The organism is Coleofasciculus sp. E1-EBD-02, assembly GCF_040218245.1.
Lineage (GTDB): Bacteria > Cyanobacteriota > Cyanobacteriia > Cyanobacteriales > Coleofasciculaceae > Coleofasciculus.
On the sequence record NZ_JAVJQN010000146.1, the window covers coordinates 46,073 to 67,033 of the forward strand.

The window sequence follows — 20,961 nt, forward strand, 5'->3', positions numbered from 1 at the left end:
AACTTAGATTTAGTTAATTGGATTCTATTATATAGCACTACGAGGATACGTTAGGACATCAGTTGCTCCCAAGAGGGAACAGGGAACAGGGAACAGGGAACAGAAAAACATGTCCTAACCTGTCTTGGTACTGCTATACATAGATTCGCCAACGCTCAGATATTAAACCTAAAAAGAGGGAATCGAAAATGGAACTGAGTCTATGCATGATTGTGAAAAACGAGGAAGCCAGTTTACCCCAAGTCTTGGAGACTGTGCAGCCAGTCGTCGATGAAATGGTGATCCTGGATACTGGATCAAGCGATCGCACAGTTGATATCGCTACAGAGTATGGGGCAAAAGTCTATCATTTTCAATGGTGCAATGACTTCTCCGCCGCCCGCAACCAGGCGCTGCGCTATGTGCAAGGGAAGTGGGTGTTGGTGCTGGATGCGGATGAAGTGTTAACGCCGGAAATCATACCAGAAATCCAACAGGCGATAAAAAACGATCGCAACTTGGTGATTAATCTGATCCGTCAAGAAGTGGGTGCGACTCAATCGCCCTATTCCCTGGTATCCCGTTTATTTCGCCATCACCCCGATATCCATTTTTCTCGCCCCTACCATTCGATTGTGGATGATAGTGTCGCCCAATTGTTACAGCGAGAACCGGATTGGCAGGTGATTTCCCTGTCTACTGTGGGCATTTTACACTATGGCTATCAACCCGGTGCGATCGCGGCTCTGGATAAATACACTCGCGCCAAGAATGCTATGGAAGGATTTCTCGCCGATCATCCCAATGATGCATACTTGTGTAGTAAATTAGGAGCGCTTTATGTGCAAATCGGTCAAGTAGAGGAAGGGATTAATTTACTTAAGCGTGGATTCACGGATTCACAGGTAGACGCTTCGGTATTATTTGAATTACATTATCATTTAGGCAATGCTTACACGAAACAGAATCAACTCCAATTAGCGGCAGATCACTATCAAGACGCGATTAAGCAACCGATTCTCCCCCAACTTAAACTGGGAGCCTATAATAATTTAGGGAATTTGTTATTCGGCGTTGGTGATTTAACCACAGCGAAACGGGCATATCAAACCACGGTGAAGATTGATCCGAGTTTTGCCGTGGGATACAATCACCTAGGGATGACCTTAAAAGCCTTGGGAGAGTGGGACGCCGCGATAACCGCTTATGAAAAAGCGATTCAACTGAATCCCGACTATGCCGACGCTTACCAAAACTTAGGCGTTGTGTTGCTCAAACTGGGACGAGTACCTGAAAGTTTAGCAGCATTTGAGAGTGCGATCGCCCGTCATCAAGTCACCAATCCCCAGGAAGCGCAACGGTTACGTCAAGAGTTGCAAGGGATGGGGCTGCGATAAGGGGGAGCGGAGGGAGCAGGGGGAGCGGAGGGAGCAGGGGGAGCGGAGGGAGCAGGGGGAGCGGAGGGAGCAGGGGGAGCGGAGGGAGCAGGGGAAGCTGGGGAAGCAATGTAGAGACGTAGCATGCTACGTCTGGAAGCTGGGGGAGAGAATTTACAAATGACGAATGACGATCCACAATGTCCACCTACTTACCCTCTGCGTTTGTGTCGATCGCGCATCCATTGGATTATACAACCGATGGGCAGGGCGATGAGCATGGCAATAATAATATGAATGAAGACATTGACACCATTGTAGGTGGTACATTTCACTACACCCGCACCGGGACAAATCGGTGTATCAGAGTTGGTTTGATTCTGGATAAAGGTTTGGATGGGTTGGGAATCGACTTGGGAGGATATCCCACTCACGGCTAATCCGGTTCCGACAACGGCTATCCAGAGTTCTAGGTTTTGTAGCTTCTGGTCGAAAGCGCGATCGCGTTCTGCTTGATCTAAGTCTACGATACCTCGCACGGTTTCCAGCATTTGTCCGAATAAGTCTTGTCCGGGTGACAGATAATTGATATCGGTTTGGATTTGCTGTTTATCGCGTTGGCTATCTTTGAGGAATTCGTCCCAGAATTGGGGGATATTGTTGTCAATTTGGGCAATCTTCCGTTGCTTGGTGTCAAAGTTGGTAATATTGGTTTCCATCGCCGTGTGGTGGGCGCGTAAGTCTCGCAAGCATCGGGCGTAGTCGAGGGCGATTTGGGGGATTTGGTTGAGCAGATTTTTCAGGGTGTCGAGGCGGGTTTGGGGGTTGGTGGTGAGGTTGGGTAAGGTTTGGATTTGTTGTTCTAAGTCGCTGTAGAGGTGTCGCGCTTCGGGGTAGCGTTGGCGGGATTGGTGATAGATGTAGCGCAGTTTGTGATAAGAACAAAGGAGTTGGAGGAGTTCATCGTAGGCTTTTCCCAGGAGTTCAACAGTGGGAGATTGGCTGGTGTTGAACGAGATGAGGATATGACAGTGGCTGGCGGGGTTATCGGGTTGGCTGGGTTGGGTGGCGAGGTAGTCGAAGAGGTGACTCCCGAAGAGGCTGTCTTGATCCTGGAGGCTGGGGTTGAGGGGACTGTTGGCGAGGAGGGCGGTGGCGCATTGTTTGGCAAGGCTGGCGCAGTCGGTTTGGGCGTCTACTTCCGCGTATAACCACAGGGTTTGTCCGAGGGAGGCTTGGATGCGGTGGGGGAGGAGGGATTGAGGGCGGAAGTGTTGCAGTTGGGGGATGGTGATGTCGAGGTGGGGAGAATCGGGGGAGAGTGTGAGATCAATAGCGTAGGTGTCATTGAGGCGAAAAGGTTGCAGATTGGCGGTGATTTTGAAGCCATCGGCGGTGGAGATAGCGCCTAAATTGATATCTTGGGCGTGGGTAAGCCAGTGGGTTTGTTTTCCGGGTTCGTTTTGGGGCGTGTATTCGGTGTTGGTGTAGCAGATCAGGTGAGATTTCAGGGTATTCAGTCCAGGGAAATGTCCCAGATTAGTCAGATTATCCCATAACTTAGCCGCATCATCTGCCACGCGATCGGGGGCGTCGGTGAGGGTTTGACGCAGGTGGAAGGCGTAGAGGGTGAGGCTGAGGTTTTTCATTTATTGGTTATGGGTCAAAACACTGATTTCACGGATTTATTGGAGAGATAGGGGTAGGGATGTGAGAGTTTATTGACACTGATTTCACCGAAAAGTTAGTTCTCTCATCAACAGATGATGATTAGGATTTTAAGGTGTCATTGGTTATTGGTCATTTGTCATTTGTCATTTGTTGATGGAAATGCCCGACATTTTCATTAGCCTATAATACAGAATACCCGTAGGGGCGCACCGACGTGCGCCCAATTTCAACCGACGTGCGCCCAATTTCACGGTCAAATCTATTCCACAATTTTAGTTGGGTCACGGCACCATCGTGCGTTACGCTTCGCCAACACACCTTGACCACTATAAATGGTAATACGGAGTCAATTCTGATTGGTTATTTGTCATCGGATTTCGGTGCAATATTTAATCAACGCTATACCCGATCAATGGACACAAGATACGATTTAATCGGCGCACGTCTGTGCATTTAATGGGCGCAGGTCCTTGCGCCCCTACCCTCTTGAATATCAATTACAATGTATACAATTTTTCCACACAACATTCTCGATAATCATTTATTATTCACTTCTCGCTGCATTCTCCGTTCGATCAGCTTGAGTCGAACCGCTTCATATCCAGAACGGGGAGGCGCTGCGGCAATTTTAGCTAGTCGTTCACGGTTGCGTTCTTGCCAATAGTCTCGAATCTCTTGTGCTGTTTGTAAAACCTCCTGATACTTGGCTTCTACCTCGGCTTGATGGGCTTCAATATAGGCAAGAACTCCGTTCATTTGTTCATCAGTCAAATTAAAAATATCGCGAATGTATTTGTGGGGATAGTCAGCTTTGAGATAATCCATCACATCATAGAGCGTGATTCGAGTACCCGCGATCGCTAATCCTCGTTCAGTATGGATAATGTATTTGTTACCCGCGTTTGTCATTGCCTATTTCCTCCATGCCTATCGCTTAAGTTGAACTTTGATTATTGGGTGGGTTGGTCTGTGGGGTGGATGGGGGTGAATGTCTGATAATACTATTAATAATCATATCCTTCGCCGCTGGGCTGGGTTGATTCGCTGGCGTGGGAGATTTGCTTCCCCCAGCACCAATGATTCCTGCAATTTTTTCTCGAAAATCTCTGACTTCTGCCTCTGTTAACCCCTCTCGTTGTTGCTGGTATATCTGAAATAGTTCCTGGCGGGAGGCGGATGCTTTTAACCAGTTTTCCAGTTGATTCGAGATATCCTCAATATCATCATTAGGAAGTTGATTGCTGAGTTGCCTTAAGTTATCCCAGTCTGGCGGGGTGAGTAAGTTGGCGTTCGTTTCGATAACTTTAATAAAGCTAATAACACTATTTTCGTACACAGACATGATGTTAAACTCCTTTGCCAATCAGACAAAATGCAGCCCAATAATAGGGATTGTTAAAGGGTTGGGCTGTTTCCCCTTGTTCGGTTTCCAGATACTGGAAATACTTTTTTAATTCTATCTGCCAGGTGGTACTGAATGGGGAATTGGGAAGCCAGTCTTGAAAACCTTTGACAGTGGTGTCTCGTAACCAACATTGGGCGGTATTCAGGGCGAGGGCGAGGTTCTCTTGCTGCTGGATTTCTTGGTAGAATTTGACGATGAGTAGGGCGGTGGCAAAGGCGCTGACTTCCCAGAGGCTACTAAAAACATTGGTACTCCCGGCTAAGAGGAAACCGTAGGGTAGGCTGATATATTCATCGCTGATATTACTGAAGTCAGTTAACCCGGTTTCGCAGGCGGAAAGGGTGACGAGGCGACAATTACTCAGGCGGAAATCAGCGATGATGTCTTCAAGGGTGAGGTTATCATCGGCTAGCTGTAAGCCGGAATCCAGGGGAGAACCGAGATTAAAATAGCCGTGACAGAAGAATAGCAGACTGTTGGCAGCGTCGAGGGTTTCCCTAGAGGAGAGGAGGGCGGATTTGCTGGCTTTGTCTTTTTTGAGGCTATCAACCTGGGGAAATTGTCGGGTGATGGCAGATACTGCGCCGATGTCTTCTTCGTATAAATCTGATGTGGGGGTTTGAATGGCAAATAGGCGCTGGAAGTCGGGGCGTTGTTGCTGCTGGAGTTGGTGTAGGAGTTGGCAACTGGGGAGATAACGGATACCGTCAGGGAAACGGGGGAATAAGTCTAAGGCGTGGAGGGGGAATAGGTGGAGATAGCGATGGGGAATCAGGATTAATTGGGTACAGGTTTCGGGGATGTGGGCGAGGATATCTTTTATATGCAGAATTTCGGCTAGCTGGTTGAGGCGTGAGGGGAGTGAGGTTTGCCAGTCTTGTTTGAGTTGTTCTGTTTCGGTGTCGGTTTCGGCACGTCTGGGGGCGTAGTAGGCTTGGAGATAGTCTTCAGCCCAGGTTTTGAGGTTGGCTAAGTCTTCAGGGGTGGATGTCCAGATGGAGGGGAAACCTCTCTCCAAACCTCTCTCCTGCGAGGAGAGAGGCTTTGAGGCTCCCCCTTCCCTCGCAGGGAAGGGGGCTGGGGGGTTAGGTTTTTCCAATTCGCCAGCAGTATCTTGCAGGGAAGGGGGCTGGGGGGTTAGGTCATTAATAATCACCGCACGGAAGCAATCATCGAAAATATACCATTCAATAATTGCGGTGTTTGGATCAATCAGTGTAGAGAGTTGGTCAAACTTGAGGGGTTTATAGGGATAAAGTTCGTTATAGCGCTGGCGTAGTTGGTTGATGTGGCTGTAGTCTATCTCTTCTACAGTTATCGATTTTTCCGATAACTTTTGTTCCCCAGCCGCCTGTAGCTGATTCAACCGTCGCTGTTCAATTAGAATCTCTTGCTGTAGCTGTTGCAATTGGCTTTTGATCTGGGTGGGAATTTCGCCATCGGGGTAAAGGTTGCGACTGGTGAGGAGTTCGATGAGATTCCGGGTTTTGCTGCGTTCGATGTATTCCCAGGCTTGGGTATTGTTTGCTAATTCTAGACAGACTTCAATCATATTGCGATAGAGTTTATTCCATTCTTCCGCTAGTTTCTGTTTATCGGCATCATTCGCCGTACCTAAACTAATCTCGACTCTCTGGAATTCAACCGTATCAATCGCTGCGGCAAAGGCATGATAGGCATTGTCCAATTGTTGGGCGTCTCGGTAGGCAAGTCCTAGGTTAAATTGGGTTTCAACATGGTTTTGGGGCAAAGCTTCACGAGTTCTAACTTCCAGGGCGTCTTGATAGGAAGCGATCGCACTTTCGATATTCTCTGCCCTTTCTCCCCGGATTCTCTGACAGTAGGCATTCCCCAGATTATTTTGCGTCATTGCCCAATCGCTAGGAAAGGCGTCACGGGTGTAGACTTCCAGGGCGGCTTGACAGTATGCGATCGCACTTTCGATATTCTCTGCCCTTTCTCCCCGGATTCTGTCACTGTAGGCAAGCCCCAGATTATTTTGCGTCACTGCCCATTGGCTAGGAAAGGCGTCACGGGTGTAGACTGCCAGGGCGGCTTGATAGGATGCGATCGCACGTTCGATATTCTCTGCCCTTTCTCCCCGGATTCTGTCACGGTAGGCAACACCCAGATTATTTTGCGTACCTGCCCATTGGCTAGGAAAGTCGTCACGGGTGTAGACTTGCAGGGCGGCTTGATAGGAAGCGATCGCATCTTCGATATTCTCTGCCCTTTCTCCCCTGATTCGGTCAGAGTAGGTAATCCCCAGATTATTTTGCGTACCTGCCCAATCGCTGGGAAAGGCGTCACGGATGTAGACTTCCAGGGCGGCTTGAAAAGAAGCGATCGCACTTTCGATATTCTCTGCCCTTTCTCCCCTGATTCTGTCAGAGTAGGCAGCACCCAGATTATTTTGCGTCATTGCCCATTGGCTAGGAAAGGCGTCACGGCTGCTGACTTCCAGAGCGGCTTGATAGGATGCGATCGCACTTTCGATATTCTCTGCCCTTTCTCCCCGGATTCTGTCACGGTAGGCATTCCCCAGATTATTTTGCGTGGTTGCCCAATTGCTAGGAAAGGCGTCACGGGTGTAGACTTGAAGGGCGGCTTGACAGGATGCGATCGCACTTTCGATATTCTCTGCCCTCTCTCCCCGGATTCTGTCACGGTAGGCAACCCCCAGATTATTTTGCGTCATTGCCCATTGGCTAGGAAAGGCGTCACGGCTGCTGACTTCCAGAGCGGCTTGACAGTATGCGATCGCACTTTCGATATTCTTTGCCCTTTCTCCCCGGATTCTTTCACGGTAGGCAGCACCCAGATTATTTTGAATTAATGCCCAAGTTTCTGAGTAATTCTCGCGGGTAAAGATAGTGAGCATCACTTCATAACCCCTAATCTCGATTTCCAAGTTAGTTGGCTGACTCCCTAAAGGAAACTCCCCAATCAGCTTACTGAATTCACCAATAGTGGCGGCAATAAATTGGGCTTGTTCCGCTTCCACTTCTGCCAGTGTTGCGGTTCCCCAGTCATACAATATCCGGGCAAAGTTATCATCCAATAGATGCAGGTTTTGCTGAAGTAGGGGATAGACAACTTGCGGATTACCTCTACTATCTGACGTTACTTGTAATACTTGCATCAGAAAGCGCAGTTGGGCTCCAGGAGTAGCAGTTGAGGCGGATAATCCCAACAACTCCCCTAACTGATTCGCCATTCCGATTAAAAACTGCGCCGCATTTTCATCGCCCCTCTCTGCTAACGCTTCCGCCACCTGTGCCATGGTTGCCACTAACCCGGCATCAACTAACTCGGCGTTATCCTGTAAAATCTTCTGCCCTTCCTCACCACTGGGACAGGTTAATAGGGCATTAATCAGGGTTAGATAGGCTTGTAGGCGTTGTTCATCCATGGGGCAATTGAGGCAGGAGATGCTAACTATGGTATCGCAAAAGACAGAGGGAGTGATGGGGTGATACGGTTTAATTGAGCCAGTTTTCTAGTTTTAAATTAGGGACACGAGAAAATTCACGAACATTATTGGTGATGACGGTGAGATTCAAACTGAGAGCATGAGCAGCAATCAATAAATCGTTACCGCCAATAGGTGTTCCTTGTTGTTCTAAATGAGTTCGGATTTCAGCATAATATTGCTCTACGGGGTAGGTTAGAGGCAAAATCTCCAGACTATCTAAGATGGCTTCAATGTTTTGGGTGAGTTGAGGCGAGTTCTTTTTTCTGGCTCCAAATCTTAACTCACAAGCGACGATGATGCTTGTACAGATTGTTGCCTCGCCAACACTTTGGATTTTTGTAAAAATTTGTCCTCTGGGATGCTTGACTAATTCTGAAATGATGTTCGTATCTAATAAATAGGAGTAATTCATATCTGTAGAGAGACACCAGGGCGTGTCTTTTTAAAGTTCGATATCGTCTAGGGGTAATACTCCTGCGTCAACATTGGGAAAGTCTTCATCTAGGGGTTCGAGAGTGGCGAGAACTGAGAGCAGGGATTTTTTCTGGTAGGGTTCGATAATCAGTTTGCCGTTTTCTTGGCGGATGGTGACATCTGTTGTGGATAGAGTTAAGTCTTGGGGAATGGTTAGGGTTTGGGTATTTCCGGTTTGAATCAGTTTGATGTGATATTCAGTGGTCATAGTAATTCTTTTCCTATCATTTCCGGTTGCCAATTAAAACATTCACGGCATTTTCTTCTCCTCTTCTAATAACTAGGGTATAGTAAAAGCGTTTCGATGTAGACAGACGTGTCTAACTGTTGGGGTTGTTTCTATAAGAATCCGAGTCGTCTTTAGACGACTTGCGCTTTGAGCCAAGAACTTGAGTTCTTGGCGGGGGAATGGTTAGGTTGCTGTGTTGAGCCTCGCTGACGACGCTTTGAGACTCAACCCCGACTCAGAACTACAAACATAGATCCAATAAAATCCGCCTCAACAATACAAAACTAACGCCGTTACCAATAAAGTCCGCCCTGCGCCAACGCTGCAAAGCAGAAAGGTTAAGACTTTTGGAACTCGCCCTTCACTGCACTCAAGGGTTTCCATCATCCCGCTTGACTTTTAGGCGATCGCAACCGTTGAGACAATTGATACACTAGGAGATGTCACTCTTTGTCCCTTCATAGTTGCCCTGGCGATCTCTCACGCTTGGGTTTTCTGGATAAAAAAGGTGTTGACTATCTTACTTATTGCCGTAAAAACCGGATTTACCACCACGGTTTTGATTATCCATCCATTCCATTTTTTTTTGCGTCTTGTAGGGGCGCATGGCGTGCGCCCTTAAAATCCTGGTGTGTCCTGAATCAATATTGGTGTGCGCCCTGAATCAATGTAGGTGTTGTACCTATTTCCCTGCGTGCGCCCATGATATTGGCGGTTGTGGGCGTAGGATTTTCCCGGTGTGTATGAATGCGATCGCACTGCTTGACCGTTAATATACCCCGGTTGTCTTTCCTGGCGCACATTACAGCGCTTTTCCAGTAAGTGAGGTACACAGACAGATCCCCGACTTCTTGAAGAAGTTGGGGATCTTGCTTAGAGACTGTACCTCATCAGTAATCCACGGCGCACGCCACCGGGTAATGGGCGCACGCCACCGGGTAATGGGCGCACGCCACCGGGTAATGGGCGCACGCCACCGGGTAATGGGCGCACGCCGTGCGCCCCTACGAAGGAAACCGCGATCGCACGCTGGTTATGTAAATGTACGTCGATGCTCTCAATTAATCACTTTGCATCCATAATGTGATTGTGCCGTTTTTGTGGTAGATCATGGCACAGGCGATCGCACATTCATTCTTTTCTATTTAAAAAAGGCGGCACCCAGATTCGAACTGGGGGTAAAGGCTTTGCAGGCCCCTGCCTTACCACTTGGCGATGCCGCCGCATTGTAGAGACGGAGCTACGTCTCTACAATAAAGGATTATAGCCTATCTCATCCGGATGTGTCTTTTTCGCCAAGAATTCTTTTGGGCGAGCAAAACATTAAGTATTCTAGCGGGGTGAAGCCATTTTGTCTATTCCTCGCTAGGCTGAGAATATCCGTTAATAGAGCGTCACGCTACAGTCGCGATCGCTACCTCGATCCATGCTATTCAACCTGCTTAATCTGCCCTACTGGATTTTCCTAGGGATGGGCATCCTGCTATTTCTCGTTGTCATTTTCTCCGGTGGCGGGGATGATGACTTTGATATCGATGCCGATGTAGATGCTGATGTGGATGCCGATGGCGATTTTGCCATGGGATCAATGTTCAGTTTTCTGGGTGTGGGTAAAGTTCCCCTAATTTTGCTACTCGCCACTGACTGTAGTCTGGTGGGAGTTTTCGGCTGGATAATTAATGTGGCGATCGGGAATATCACAGGTACGATTCCCACGGGTTTCTTCGGCGGTGTCGTCGCTGGTGCTTCCCTACTCCTAAGTTTATTCAGTGGTGGCTTAATTTCTCGACCCTTGGGCAGAATTTTTGCCACATTTGGTGAAGATACCAGTGGCGATCGCTTAATTGGTTGTCAGGGTAGCGTCAGTTCTAGTTCAATTCCCCTGGAAAGTCAAGGCAAAATCGGTCAAGTAGATGTGATTGATCCCAGTGGCAATTTGGTGACAATTAATGCCACCCTACCCAAATGGGCAAACGTTATTCCCAATCGCGGCAATCAAGTCTTAGTGATTGACCGACAACCAGAAAGCTATCGGGTGATTACTAAAGATAGTTCTGATCAACAACAATGGTTATCTAATTCATCTCAACCTAAAGATTCACAGTAACGGCTGCATACACAACCGTCCCGATTCCGTTCAGGCAAACTGTGATTCTTCTTACACAAGGTCTAAATGTGTATAAATTTCAGGCTTCAATACAACATATAGATTTAGAGCGCCAACTACCATGTCACAATCATCTACGACATCAACCTCCCAGCCTGTCCCGGAATCATTGACCCTGGCGCAGTTTCCCAGTGGTATCCTCCTGTTTCCGGGTGTGATTGGGGCAATAGTTTTAGTCATCATCGCCACATTATGGGCGTACAAACTGGTTTACAAAATCACCCCCAATAACGAAGCCTTTGTCAGAACGGGTGGCTTTTTTGTGAAACAGAAAAAAGTCATTTTGTATGGCGGTTGTGCGGTGTTGCCCGGTTTCCATGAACTGACTCGTGTTCCCTTACGGGAAATTTCCATTGATGTGGAACGCACTGGAAATCTAGCCGTTCGCACTCAAGACTACCTGCGGGCAAATATGCGGGCAACCTTTTATGTCTGTATTAACGCCGATAAAGATGATGTCTTAACCGCTGCTGCCCGACTATCGAAACAAGGACGAGTTTCGACTGAAGATATTAAAGAAGCCCTAGAAAAACGGGCAGATGATGCCATTCGCGCCTCGGCGAAGAAGAAGAGTTTAGCGGAAATTGATTCTGATAAATTAGGGTTTGCCGATGAAGTCTTAAATCTAATTCAGCCTGATCTAAAAAAAGTGGGGTTAACCCTGAATAATATCGCCATTTCTGAAATCGAAGAAAGCGATACCTACGATACCAATAACTTCTTCGACGCCCAAGGAGTCCGCCTGCGAACCGAAACCATTCAACGCTCCATCCAACAAAAACGGGAAGTTGAACTGAGTACCCAGGTAAGAATTGAACAGCAGGAACTCGATGCCGAAAAGCAATCCCTGCGAATCGCCAGAGAAAAAGAAGACGCCACTCTCGGACAACAACTGGAGGTTGAATCCCTAAAATCCCAGCGACAACGGGAAATTCAAGAAGCCAAAGACCGAGAAGCTGCCACCATACAACGGACAAAGATTTTACAAGATAAGTCCGTTGAAGAAGAAGAAATTCGCCGCAAACTCTCAGTTCAAGAAAACCAAATTGAGGCAGATATTTCTCTAGAGGAACGGAATAAACAGCTAAAAGTCGCCCAAACCACCCAAAAACAAGAAGCCGAAATCGCCGAAATTACCCGTCAGCAAACCGTCGATTCCTCCCGCCTAGAAGCCCAAGTGCGGGTGGCTGAAGCCGAACGCTTATCAAAAGTGGCAAAACAGGAAGCGGCTGTTGCGATCGCCAATAAAGAACGGGAACGCTTTGCGGCTGAAGCCGAACGCGCTCAAGCGGAATCCGGTGTGGTTACGGCGACAGAGATAGAAAAAGCGGAACGGGAAAAACGCTTATCCCTGATTTCAGCCGAACAAGAGGCAGAAAAACGGCGGATTGCTGACCAAAACGTCGTAGAAATTGATGTTTTCCGCCGTCGTCGTCAAGCCGAAATTGCCCGTCAAGCGGCAGAATTAGAAGCGGAATCCATTCGCACCTTAGCCCAAGCGAATCGGGATAAAGCCTTAGCTGAAGCCGAAGGAAAACGAGCAATCATTGAAGCCGAGAATACGTTGAGTGACTCCAAGTTAAGCGCCCAAGTGCTGACCACAATTTGGCCCGATTTAGTAGACAAACTCCCAGAAATTGCCAAAGCCTTAGCGCCACAACCGGGAATTTTAGGCGATACCCGAATTTTCGCATTTCCTGGGATGAATGGCAGTAATGGTAATGGTCATGGGAATGGCATGGGTGATATTAACAAACTCTTACTCTCAACCAGTGGCTTATCGTTAATTAATACGCTTCTGGATGAAGGAAAGCTAGGAAACTTAATTGGTCAAGTGAGTCAGTTGGTACGGAATAATCCGACTCAAACGGGAGAAAATGGCAACCCGAAGCCGCCAGAGTCCTCAGCCGAATCCGAGACTCCCGCCTTAGCCAAACGGCAAACCCCGCCACCTCCACCCCCGGCAAAATCTCCTGGACAACGACAACCGTCTTCCGCAGCCGCGAAACTTGTCGAACCGTCTCAGGTTAAGAGTGATGAGGATTCTACGCCACCCCATCGGACATCTGGGTCAAAGAGCGATCGCGATCGCGAAGATCCCAGAACTCGTCACAGTTGAGGCAAAGGTGCAGGGGGAGCAGAGGGAGCAGAGGGAGCAGAGGGAGCTGGGGGAGCTGGGGGAGCTGGGGGAGCTGGGGGAGCAGAGGGAGCAGAGGGAGCTGGGGGAGCTGGGGAAGATGAGGAGGTTAACTCAAAACTCTACCTTCCCTGTTCCCTGTTCCCTGTTCCCTGTTCCCTAACAAATGACCAATGACCAATGACAAATGACGAATGACAAAGAACAAAATTTGATACCCTAGCTTAAATAGTCTTGGGAACGAATAGAGAAGCGTGGATATTCAAATTGGGCGAGGTAAGACAGCTCGCAGAGCGTATGGCATCGATGAAATCGCATTAGTCCCCGGACAACGGACGCTAGACCCGAATTTGGCAGACACCCGTTGGCGGTTGGGGAGCATCGAACGAGACATTCCGATCATTGCCAGTGCGATGGATGGCGTGATCGATGTGCGAATGGCAGTGATCCTATCTGAGATGGGAGCGCTAGGGGTGCTTAACCTCGAAGGCATTCAAACCCGTTATGCTGACCCTGCTCCGATATTAGAGCGAATCACCTCTGTGGGTAAGTCAGAATTCGTTAATCTGATGCAGGAGTTGTATGCCGAACCGATTAAACCGGAATTAATCAGCCAGCGAATTCAGGAAATCAAAGACCAAGGTGGGATTGCGGCGGTAAGTGCGACGCCAGCAGGCGCGATTAAATACGGTGAAATTGTCGCCTCAGCGGGTGCTGATTTATTCTTCATCCAAGCCACTGTGGTGTCCACGGCTCACCTGTCACCAGAGTCAGTCACCCCCCTAGATTTAGCCCAGTTCTGCCAGGATATGCCAATGCCCGTGGTTTTGGGCAATTGTGTCACCTACGAAGTTGCCCTGAACTTAATGAAAGCAGGTGCAGCGGCTGTTTTAGTGGGAATTGGTCCGGGTGCCGCTTGTACCTCGCGGGGCGTTCTGGGTGTGGGAGTTCCCCAGGCGACGGCGGTGGCGGATTGTGCAGCAGCCCGTGATGATTATCATCAAGAGACGGGTAATTATGTGCCAGTCATTGCTGATGGTGGGTTAATTACCGGGGGAGATATCTGTAAATGTATCGCTTGTGGCGCAGATGCGGTGATGATTGGTTCTCCTCTGGCTCGTGCCAAAGAAGCCCCAGGACGCGGATTTCACTGGGGAATGGCAACGCCTAGCCCGGTTCTGCCCCGAGGAACGCGCATCCAAGTCGGGAGTACAGGAACACTACAAGAAATTCTGATTGGACCGGCACAACTGGATGACGGCACTCACAATCTTTTAGGGGCGCTGAAAACCAGTATGGGAACTTTGGGCGCTAAGAACTTGAAAGAAATGCAGCAAGTGGAGGTCGTGATTGCGCCATCCTTGCTGACAGAAGGGAAAGTCTACCAGAAAGCGCAGCAGTTGGGAATGGGTAAATAAAATTTTTGGGGTTGACAAACTGCCCCAAACCCCACTGATGTAAGTTAACATAGAGAAAGCGGAGACGCATGTTTCCGTTCACTCCTCACACCACACTCCGCCCGGACTATGTTCGGGCGGTTCCTTTTTGGGGGTTAAGCTCTAATGTCAGGATAGTTTAACATTTTAATCGACTAAATGTGACGATTTATGTCGAAATATATACTTTTTTTGCAGGGGAACGCTCAGTTTTCTCTGTGGTAAAATATCCCAAGACACATAGAAAATAGTACACGCAAGGATTTCCAGGCATGTCAACAGCCGTAGCAGTTACAGACGCCAGTTTTAAGCAAGACGTCCTAGATAGTGACGTTCCCGTTTTAGTAGATTTTTGGGCACCTTGGTGTGGCCCGTGTAGGATGGTCGCACCTGTGGTGGATGAAATCGCACAACAGTACGAAGGTCAGATCAAGGTTGTGAAGCTCAACACTGACGAAAATCCTAATGTAGCCAGTCAGTATGGGATTCGCAGCATTCCGACCTTAATGATTTTTAAAGGAGGACAACGAGTTGATATGGTTGTGGGTGCAGTTCCGAAAACGACGCTAGCAAACACTCTAGAAAAGTATCTCTAATCCCTTCCCTAATCAGTTAAGCCTTAAGCCGAATCGGGTTAAGGCTAGTTAGGCTTGCAGGCGCGAGGAGTCGCTACAGCTACAAAAAGCCTGTAAGCTCTCGATTAGGTTGGCAAACATAACCCAAAAGCTAGAAAAGCGGTGAAAAGCGGGGTAAATTGCCAATTTTGAAATCATTATAAAATCAGCAAGTTGGCAACTTGAGTTTATGTCTAGTCCCCAAATCAATATAATTACCTGTTTTTCTATCGTAAATCCGGATTAAGACACTGCCACTTGTACTATGTAAGTGTCTAAATCTATAGACTTTACTAAGTCATGACTAAGATACCTATATCGTCTCCACCCATCAAACGGGTTGTGGCGATCGCATCAGTCGTGGTAGGTTGTCTGGTTAGTCCGATTCCGACTTACTCTCAACCGACCAACTCAGCGAGTAATACTCCCTCGCTGCAAGATATGCTTGAGTTTAATCTGGATCTATCGGGTCGGGGAAGCCCCCGTTCCGGTAATCGCACAGGTGGCGCGAGTCGTAGTCTCTGTAGGGGAAGTCAATCTGGAGAATCTTTGTTCGCCCTGATTCCCGATACCAATGTGGGATTAACGGTAGAGGAACATCCCACCTTCTGGTTCTATATTCCTGATGGCGCGAATACATTCGACTCAATGAAATTTGCCCTCTGGAGTGATCAGGGTGAGAAAGTGTACGAAACCACCTATCCTGTGACGAACGCCCTACCCGGTGTGATTAGTATTTCTTTACCGCCAACCCTACCCGCGCTAAAGGAAAACCAATACTACAACTGGATTTTTACCGTTTACTGTGAAGATCCCCAAGCAGCGATTGTTCGCACTGATCCCAAACGAGTCCGAGTTAGAGGTTCCATCCAACGTGTTCCTTTAACGGCTGAACTCCAACAAGGATTGAATCGGGCGTTGACTCCCCGCGATCGCGCCGTTGTTTTAGCCCGAAATGGGATTTGGTTTGACTCTCTCACCCTGATCGGCAATCTTCGCCGTACTCAGACAGCCAATTACGCCCTGGCGATGGATTGGAGTAACTTGTTAGAGGATATTGAACTCGACGCGATCGCATCCAAGCCCATTACTGAATGCTGTAGTGCTTTGGCTCAGTGATTCCCACATTGGCATAGTGGTTCTCAATTGAGAATTATCAATCACCCTGTTCCCTAACTAAGGTTGCTTGTCTTCCATCATTGCCAAAAACCGCTATCTCTACTGGATGTTCCTAATTCCCCATTAAACACGAGATATCAGCGACTTGATTCGAGCCTGTAAGACCCCGCTACACTATCTCGTTCGATCAGTCCCTCATTTTTGCACTTTGGCTGTTCTCATGTACCCGAAACAGCTTATCGCCCCTAATTTTAATTCGATAGCCGCCTGACCCTTAAACCAGTGTGCTATAAAGAAGTAGATTGGATATTTTATCAAGTACTAGGTGGTGTATCACTAAATACTGTGGCTTTCTTGTCCAAGGGTTTAGTATTTTGTTGTCATTGGAGAATATAGGTTGGTGGCTAACCATAATTGAGTCATTTCGGCAAAGGGATTCCGGCTTCTGAATTTCTTTGAGAGGTATGGTATTGAACTTATGCCTAGGTTCACCATAGCTAAAACCAATAACAGATAGCTTAACCCTGGAAAGGGGAGTGATATCATCCAGATTGATTATTCAGATACTTTCGACGACAATTCAACCGCAATAGTTTTGGTGTCTCTTTAAACTTCAACGTATCATTTGATAGCTGAGTAATCGTATTGGGATTCGGTGCGGCTTCTAATTTGGACTTGCCTTATTTAGGGTTGAGTAAAATTCTGTCTGTCAAGTCCTATACATCAGTTCTATTTATTCCACGGAGTTTTGTAGCCCCTATGATTAATTCTGCAATGAAAGGAGCAATTCTGCTGTTGGCTACTTTACCTTTTTTGGGTGTTACCAGCATACAGCCAACTCAGGCGACTTCAATCCCTCTCAAGGTGGATCAAACAGACGTACCGATTGTTCCTCAGTTTAACCCTAGCTCTCTATTAACAAACACTTCAGTTACTCAGAATACTTTTGCTAAAGATTCTATTGTAACCAAGGAAGCCACACAGATCAACCCCCCAAGTCTAATCGTGGCTCAGTCCGTTACCGGGGCAGGTGATCAGGTCGGGACAACGGTTGAGCAAGACGGTAATCAATTTAACATCGACGGTGGCACATTTTCCGGAGATGGGGAAAATCTATTTCACAGTTTCCAAGACTTTGGTCTTTCCGCTGGTGAAATTGCCAACTTTTTGTCTAATCCTGAAATTCGCAATATCTTGGGGCGAGTAGTTAGTGGGGAAGCTTCAATTATTAATGGTTTGATTCAAGTTACCGGGGGCAACTCAAATTTATTTTTAATGAATCCGGCGGGGATTGTATTTGGGGCGAATGGCAGTTTAAATGTTCCCGCCTCGTTTACAGCTACAACCGCGACAGGAATTGGTTTTGCGGGAGATCAGTGGTTCAATGTCTTTAGTGAAAATAACTATCAGACGTTAATCGGTGATCCCAGTCAGTTTGCCTTTGATTTAGCTCAACCCGCAACCCTAATTAATGCTGGCAATCTAGCCGTATCAGAAGGGCATAATTTAACCCTACTGGCAGGAAATACGATTAATACCGGGCAACTGACTGCACCGGGCGGCACAATTACAATGGCGGCTGTACCAGAATCCAATCGGGTGCGGATCAGTCAACCGGGACAACTATTAAGTTTAGAAATTGTACCATCTACCAATGAGAATGGGGAGATAGAGGCAATTGATCCCTTGGATTTACCAACACTGCTGACGGGTACAGAGGAAAGCGTAGAGACGGGATTAACCGTTACGGATACAGGTCAAGTACAGCTTCAGGAGTCTGGTATCACTATACCCGCAGAAGCCGGGCTTGCGATCGCCTCTGGCACTCTGGATGTTTCTCATGCGTCTCCCACTGTCGATTCCCAGTCGGTGAATGTGTTTGGCAACAAAGTGGGTGTATTTGATGCCACAATTAACGCCTCTGGGATGTATGGCGGCGGAACAGTACGACTTGGCGGTGACTATCAAGGTCAAGGTACGTTTAATGCCTCTCAAACCCTAATCAGTGAAAACTCGCTGATTACGGCTGATGCTGGGGAACAGGGGACAGGCGGTGAGGTGTTTGCTTGGGCAGATGGAGTTACAGGTTTTTATGGGACGATAAGCGCCCGTGGGGGAACGGAAGCAGGAGATGGGGGATTTATTGAGGTTTCTGGCAAAGAATTGCTGATTTTTACGGGTCATGCTGATGCAGGAGCAATTAACGGTCAACCGGGTACGTTATTGCTTGATCCTAAAAATATCACGATTGGAGACGCGAATTCACCCTTAGCGATACGCTTTAATCCTGATCCTTCATCACCAGGAAATCAATTTGGTTATTCAGTTGCGGCGCTAGGTTCAGACGTACTCGTAGGTGATCCGGGATACGATGAAGGCGGACAGAACGACGTAGGTATTGCCTATTTATTTGATGGTAACGATGGAAGCTTATTGCAAAGCTTTATAAATCCCGATACCGATACGCCACCTAATGCAGCGGGAGACCAATTTGGTTTTTCTGTAGCTGGAGTAGGACTAAACGTGCTGATTGGCGCTCCTGGAGATGATATAGGAGGAGAATCGAATGTCGGCTCTGCCTACTTTTTTAATCTCGAAGAAAATCAGGTGAGAACCTTGTCTAATCCTACTCCCCAAGCTGAAGATAAGTTTGGCTTTTCAGTTGCTGGGGTAGGGTCAAACATTCTAGTTGGCGCTCCAGGAGATGATCACAACGGAATAACAGATTCAGGTGCTGCTTATTTATTTGATAGCAGTAACGGTAGTTTACTAGAAGACTTTTTCAGTTCCAATCCTGTAGCTGGGGGTCAATTTGGCTATTCAGTCGCTGGGGTGGATTCAAATGTGCTAGTGGGAGCACCTGGAGACAATATAGGGGTAGAAGGCAATATCATAACTGGAGGTGCTGCCTATCTATTTAATAGCAACAGTGGAGATCTAATCGAAACATTTACGAGTCCAAACGCTACAGACACCGGGGAGTTCGGGATTTCAGTAGCCGCGATGGGTTCACAAATACTCGTGGGAGCCCCTGGTGATAATCTTGGACAAGGAGTTCAAGGTGCTGCCTATTGGTTTAATCAGGATGGCGAGTTGCAAAACACTTTTTCTAGTCCTAATTCTGATAACGGTCAATTTGGTACTTCAGTAGCGGCAGTAGAATCGGCGGAGTCTGCATTAGGGTTTAACGTTGTCGTCAGCGCCCCCGGAGAAAATGCAACCTATTTGTATGAACCCTTGCCAGATTCGGACACGGGACTTTTGTGGCAAACCTTTCTCAAGCCCTCGGATTCACCCAGCAATTTTGGTAATGCAGTTGCTGGGGTAGAAAGAAACGTGGTGGTGGGAGCGCCAGGAGGGATGAACGATGAAGGCGAGATCTATTTGTTTGGCTCCAGCTTCGAGTTTGATGATAATCCCAACCAATCTGTGACTATCGATGTCGCCACGATTACCAACATTACTAATACGGGAACCGAGATTGAGTTTCAGGCAAACAATGACATCACTGTAGATTCAGCAATTCTCACTGCCAATGGGGCAGGCACTGGGGGATCACTGAAATTAAGAGCAGGTCGAAGTATTTTTGTCAATGCTAATATAACCACAGATGATGGGAATTTAACCTTAATTGCCAATGATAGCGAGGCTATTCAGGACTATCGTGATCCTGGCGACGCTTTTATAGAAATAGCTGAGGGCTTCACGCTAGATTCGGGGAATGGCGATATATATCTTCAACTCGATGCAGGGGAAGAAAGGGGAGATATTAATGTTCGGGGTGAGATTATTAATCAGACTGGAAATCTGGTTGTAGAAAACAACCCCACAGGTGGAAATGTCACTATTGAAAATACGATTAATGTTGGCGGAAATGTTGAGATTACAACCGCTGGCGGTAATATTCTCACCAGTGGTAATGTGGCTACCACTAACGGTGAAGTTAGTTTCGCGACTCAAGGTGGCAATATAGAAATTCAGAGTGGTGGCAATGTCTCTACCAATGCTGGTGAGATTAATTTCGTGACTCAAGGTGGCAATATAGAAATTCAGAATGGGGGTAATGTTTCTACCAATGGGGATGAGATTCGTTTTGCTAGTCAAGGGGGCAATATAGAAATTCAGAATGGGGGTAATGTTTCTACCAATGGGGATGAGATTCGTTTCAATAGTCAGGGTGGAACGATTCAGGTTGATACGGCTTTCACGCTGACGGGTGAAACGTTCTTGTCTACAGGTAATGGAACTGGAGATATCCTGTTTAATAATCTTCTCGATGGGACGCAAAATCTCAATCTTACGGCAGGAACAGGTAATGTGATCTTTGAGGGACAAGTAGGTAGCAGTACAGCCTTGGGGAACCTGACCATTGCTAGTGCCGGAAATGTGACCGCCAAAGACGCGATCGCAGCCTCTAGCTTTACGCATCAATCGGGAACTGGCACAATTAATTTGGCAAATCTTCGAGATATTCAAATCCTGGATGGGGATTTCAGCCTAAATACTACGAATACCCTGACTGTCGGTAATATTACAGCAACTGATGGCAAGGTAGAACTGAGTGCCAATAGTAGCCTAACCACCGAAAATATCACCACTTCTGGTGACACCATTAATCTCACCAGTACACAGGCAGAAGTCAATAGTGGTAACTTAGATTCCGCTGGTGGCAATGTAGACGCGAGTGCTAATAGTAATTTAACCACAGAAAATATCACCACCTCTGGCGGCACGATTAACCTCACCAGTACACAGGCAGAAGTCAATAGTGGTAACTTAGATTCCGCTGGTGGCAATGTAGACGCGAGTGCTAATAGTAATTTAACCACAGAAAATATCACCACCTCTGGCGGCACGATTAACCTCACCAGTACACAGG

13 protein-coding genes and 1 tRNA gene are annotated in these 20,961 nt (G+C 47.5%); 7 read left to right on the plus strand and 7 right to left on the minus strand.

The window, feature by feature from the left end; translation table 11 throughout:
* Positions 1 to 188: 188 nt before the first annotated feature.
* The gene (locus RIC07_RS23175) at positions 189 to 1,376 is read left to right on the plus strand and encodes a tetratricopeptide repeat protein (RefSeq protein ID WP_446396568.1); all 1,188 of its coding nucleotides are present in this window, start codon (positions 189 to 191) and stop codon (positions 1,374 to 1,376) included.
* A 191-nt stretch (positions 1,377 to 1,567) separates the two neighbouring features.
* Here the strand turns inward: RIC07_RS23175 and RIC07_RS23180 are convergent, their stop codons facing one another.
* The 7 genes from RIC07_RS23180 to RIC07_RS23210 all read right to left on the minus strand — a co-directional run bounded on the left by RIC07_RS23180 (position 1,568) and on the right by RIC07_RS23210 (position 9,832).
* Positions 1,568 to 3,004, minus strand: a complete 1,437-nt coding sequence (locus RIC07_RS23180; RefSeq protein ID WP_446396569.1) for a hypothetical protein — start codon at positions 3,002 to 3,004, stop codon at positions 1,568 to 1,570.
* Between the two features lie 559 nt (positions 3,005 to 3,563).
* Entirely contained in the window at positions 3,564 to 3,935 is a 372-nt protein-coding gene (locus RIC07_RS23185; RefSeq protein WP_446396570.1) for a DUF433 domain-containing protein, read from the minus strand.
* Positions 3,936 to 3,960: 25 nt separating this feature from the next.
* Positions 3,961 to 4,368, minus strand: coding sequence for a hypothetical protein (locus tag RIC07_RS23190; RefSeq protein WP_446396571.1), 408 nt, complete (start codon positions 4,366 to 4,368; stop codon positions 3,961 to 3,963).
* 4 nt (positions 4,369 to 4,372) lie between these two features.
* Positions 4,373 to 7,843: a CHAT domain-containing protein gene (locus tag RIC07_RS23195; protein WP_446396572.1), complete on the minus strand. Its 3,471-nt coding sequence runs from the start codon at positions 7,841 to 7,843 to the stop codon at positions 4,373 to 4,375.
* Between the two features lie 70 nt (positions 7,844 to 7,913).
* Positions 7,914 to 8,318: a PIN domain-containing protein gene (locus RIC07_RS23200; RefSeq protein WP_446380903.1), complete on the minus strand. Its 405-nt coding sequence runs from the start codon at positions 8,316 to 8,318 to the stop codon at positions 7,914 to 7,916.
* 30 nt (positions 8,319 to 8,348) lie between these two features.
* Positions 8,349 to 8,588: an antitoxin gene (locus tag RIC07_RS23205; protein WP_446396573.1), complete on the minus strand. Its 240-nt coding sequence runs from the start codon at positions 8,586 to 8,588 to the stop codon at positions 8,349 to 8,351.
* Between the two features lie 1,173 nt (positions 8,589 to 9,761).
* Positions 9,762 to 9,832: transfer RNA gene (locus RIC07_RS23210), tRNA-Cys, on the minus strand.
* 203 nt (positions 9,833 to 10,035) lie between these two features.
* Between RIC07_RS23210 and RIC07_RS23215 the strand changes: the two genes are divergently transcribed.
* From RIC07_RS23215 to RIC07_RS23240, 6 genes are all read left to right on the plus strand, one after another.
* Positions 10,036 to 10,716, plus strand: coding sequence for a DUF1449 domain-containing protein (locus RIC07_RS23215; RefSeq protein ID WP_446396574.1), 681 nt, complete (start codon positions 10,036 to 10,038; stop codon positions 10,714 to 10,716).
* 121 nt (positions 10,717 to 10,837) lie between these two features.
* Positions 10,838 to 12,895 carry a flotillin family protein gene (locus RIC07_RS23220; RefSeq protein WP_446396575.1) on the plus strand — a complete coding sequence of 686 codons (2,058 nt, stop codon included), beginning with the start codon at positions 10,838 to 10,840 and terminating at the stop codon, positions 12,893 to 12,895.
* Between the two features lie 272 nt (positions 12,896 to 13,167).
* Positions 13,168 to 14,331, plus strand: a complete 1,164-nt coding sequence (locus RIC07_RS23225; protein WP_446396576.1) for a GuaB3 family IMP dehydrogenase-related protein — start codon at positions 13,168 to 13,170, stop codon at positions 14,329 to 14,331.
* 290 nt (positions 14,332 to 14,621) lie between these two features.
* Complete coding sequence (gene trxA / locus RIC07_RS23230; RefSeq protein ID WP_044206943.1) at positions 14,622 to 14,945, plus strand: thioredoxin; 324 nt, start codon at positions 14,622 to 14,624, stop codon at positions 14,943 to 14,945.
* 318 nt (positions 14,946 to 15,263) lie between these two features.
* On the plus strand, positions 15,264 to 16,082 hold the full coding sequence (locus RIC07_RS23235; RefSeq protein WP_446396577.1) for a DUF928 domain-containing protein: 819 nt from the start codon (positions 15,264 to 15,266) through the stop codon (positions 16,080 to 16,082).
* A gap of 759 nt (positions 16,083 to 16,841) precedes the next feature.
* Positions 16,842 to 20,961: two-partner secretion domain-containing protein (locus RIC07_RS23240; RefSeq protein ID WP_446396578.1), on the plus strand; the 4,120-nt coding region annotated here is incomplete at its 3' end.

What these genes read in the sequence shown, in the direction of transcription:
- RIC07_RS23175 (WP_446396568.1), top strand. Translation starts at nt 189, where the DNA reads ATGGAACTGAGTCTATGCATGATTGTGAAAAACGAGGAAGCCAGTTTA.
- RIC07_RS23180 (WP_446396569.1), bottom strand. Translation starts at nt 3,004, where the DNA reads ATGAAAAACCTCAGCCTCACCCTCTACGCCTTCCACCTGCGTCAAACC.
- RIC07_RS23185 (WP_446396570.1), bottom strand. Translation starts at nt 3,935, where the DNA reads ATGACAAACGCGGGTAACAAATACATTATCCATACTGAACGAGGATTA.
- RIC07_RS23190 (WP_446396571.1), bottom strand. Translation starts at nt 4,368, where the DNA reads ATGTCTGTGTACGAAAATAGTGTTATTAGCTTTATTAAAGTTATCGAA.
- RIC07_RS23195 (WP_446396572.1), bottom strand. Translation starts at nt 7,843, where the DNA reads ATGGATGAACAACGCCTACAAGCCTATCTAACCCTGATTAATGCCCTA.
- RIC07_RS23200 (WP_446380903.1), bottom strand. Translation starts at nt 8,318, where the DNA reads ATGAATTACTCCTATTTATTAGATACGAACATCATTTCAGAATTAGTC.
- RIC07_RS23205 (WP_446396573.1), bottom strand. Translation starts at nt 8,588, where the DNA reads ATGACCACTGAATATCACATCAAACTGATTCAAACCGGAAATACCCAA.
- RIC07_RS23215 (WP_446396574.1), top strand. Translation starts at nt 10,036, where the DNA reads ATGCTATTCAACCTGCTTAATCTGCCCTACTGGATTTTCCTAGGGATG.
- RIC07_RS23220 (WP_446396575.1), top strand. Translation starts at nt 10,838, where the DNA reads ATGTCACAATCATCTACGACATCAACCTCCCAGCCTGTCCCGGAATCA.
- trxA (WP_044206943.1), top strand. Translation starts at nt 14,622, where the DNA reads ATGTCAACAGCCGTAGCAGTTACAGACGCCAGTTTTAAGCAAGACGTC.
- RIC07_RS23235 (WP_446396577.1), top strand. Translation starts at nt 15,264, where the DNA reads ATGACTAAGATACCTATATCGTCTCCACCCATCAAACGGGTTGTGGCG.